2 protein-coding genes are annotated in these 1,815 nt (G+C 68.6%); one reads left to right on the top strand and one right to left on the bottom strand.

Going from position 1 to position 1,815, the window contains the following annotated elements; genetic code table 11:
- On the top strand, positions 1-279 hold a 279-nt coding region (locus tag ABZ374_RS48420), incomplete at its 5' end, for an integrase core domain-containing protein (protein ID WP_360325207.1).
- Positions 280-380: 101 nt separating this feature from the next.
- On the opposite strand, the gene ABZ374_RS48415 is transcribed toward ABZ374_RS48420, so the two are convergent.
- Positions 381-1,526 carry a TniB family NTP-binding protein gene (locus ABZ374_RS48415; protein WP_360325204.1) on the bottom strand — a complete coding sequence of 382 codons (1,146 nt, stop codon included), beginning with the start codon at positions 1,524-1,526 and terminating at the stop codon, positions 381-383.
- Between the last annotated feature and the right edge of the window lie 289 nt (positions 1,527-1,815).

Below are 1,815 nucleotides of genomic sequence, written 5' to 3'. Positions count from 1 at the left end.
ATCTTCCACTCGGATCGCGGCTGTCAGTACACAAGTCACGAATTCGCCCGGCCGGCAAGGCAGTTCGGCATCCGGCTGTCGGTCGGTCGGACCGGGGTCTGTTGGGACAACGCACTCGCGGAGTCGTTCTTCTCCACGCTGAAAAGCGACCTGGGAGCCGACCGACCCTGGCCGACACGGGCCGCCGCACGCGCCGAGGTATTCGAGTACATTGTGATTCCGGGGGTGGTGGTTGGTGTGTGGGTGGTGGTGTGGGCTGGGGTTTTGCAGGTTGGGTGAGAACGTTTCGTGGCTGTCCGGGCGAGGGTCGTGAGGGCCTGACCTGGGATTGTTGCGGTTGTGTTGAGAACACCCGGGTGTGTTGCACATAGCCTGTGCGTCTAAAGGCCCGGTCCGTGTTTGTGCAGGTCACAGGGTTTTGCATGGCTGCAGGGCTCCGGGGTGTGTCTATCGCCGGGGTGTGCGTGGCCGGGTGGCGGTGCCGGGACGTTGGTGTGTTTCGGCGAGGTGGTCGATGCGCACAGCGTCCAAAGAGGCCCTGGTGATGCGTTCGGTGCCGTCGTCGATCGCGGTGATGGCGGCTTGGCGGATGAGGCGGGTGAGGCTGCCGATCCGTCCGGCGGTGCGGTGGTGGAGATACGACGCGAGGCGGCGGTGGTGTCCCGGCCCGGTGTGCGCTTCGGGTCCAGGGCGGTTTCCACGCCGGCGATCAACTCTTTGAATGGTTCGCGTGTGCCGAGCCGTGCGGGGAACGCGCCGCACTCGACCAGACAGGCCCGTCCGGCGAGTTGCGCCCCGCGTACACCCGCGAACAACGCTGTGGCGGCCACGTCGATGCCCGCGTACACGAACGTCGCCCGGATGCGTTCGGTGAGGTCTTTCAACAGATCCGCGGTCTCCGCACCGGTGGTGGTACGCGGGTTGAGGCGGTGGATCTCGTCGATGAGGACCAGACGGACACCGACCCGGTCGTAGGTGTGGCAGACGGCCTCGGTGATCTGTGCCTGTGTCATCCGGGTGGTGACGGGGACGCCGAGGTAGCGGGCGAACTCGGCGGCCAGGGCCTTCGCGGTCGCGCCCGGTGGCACGAGGACGTACGCCACCGGCACCCGGCCTTCCACCCCTGCACCCCCTGCGCCGCGTCGGGCGGCCTCCGCGAGGTGGCAGGCGCGTCCGACGTGGAGCAGGGCGGTGGTCTTGCCCGCGGCGGCGGGCCCGGTGACGATCAGGGACGGTCGGGCGGTGGTGTGTTGGTGGCGGCCCAGGATCATCAGCGTGCGCACGTTCGTGGCGAGGGTGTCGATGGCCGGGGTGCGGACGGTCACGAACGTCGAGTGGTAGGCCAGGCGTTCCTCCCGGCCGCGTGGCGCCGTGTCGGGCCCGGGCGGTACCGGGGGCGGTGCGGTCGCGAAGTCCTGCCAGCCCTGCCAGGTGGTCACCGGCCGGGACTGTTCCTTCGTGTCGATATCGGTGTATACCCACGCGTTGTCTCTGTCGTCGCCCGACTGCTCACCGGGGCTCACCATTTCAGGGCCTCCTCGTGTGCGTCGTAGAGCCCGTACCCCGTGTACGGCGGTGCGGGGGAGTCGGGGTCGGTTTCGTCGGCGTCCCACCCCCGCGGTGGTGACTCGTCGGGACCGTCGTCGAGTTCGTCGAGGCTGTCCTCGCCCGTCCCCGAGACGGTGCCGCCGAGGTCCTGTTCCCGCCCTTCGTGCGCGGGTGATGATCTGTGGGGGTGTGTCGGTCGGGTTTCGGCATGGTTGTGTCAGTCGGGTGTGGGGGTGTCGGGGCTGGTGGGGGTGGTTCATCCCGGCG

This window comes from Embleya sp. NPDC005971, assembly GCF_040629175.1.
Taxonomy (GTDB): domain Bacteria; phylum Actinomycetota; class Actinomycetes; order Streptomycetales; family Streptomycetaceae; genus Embleya.
This window is presented reverse-complemented; position numbering and strand designations above follow the sequence as displayed.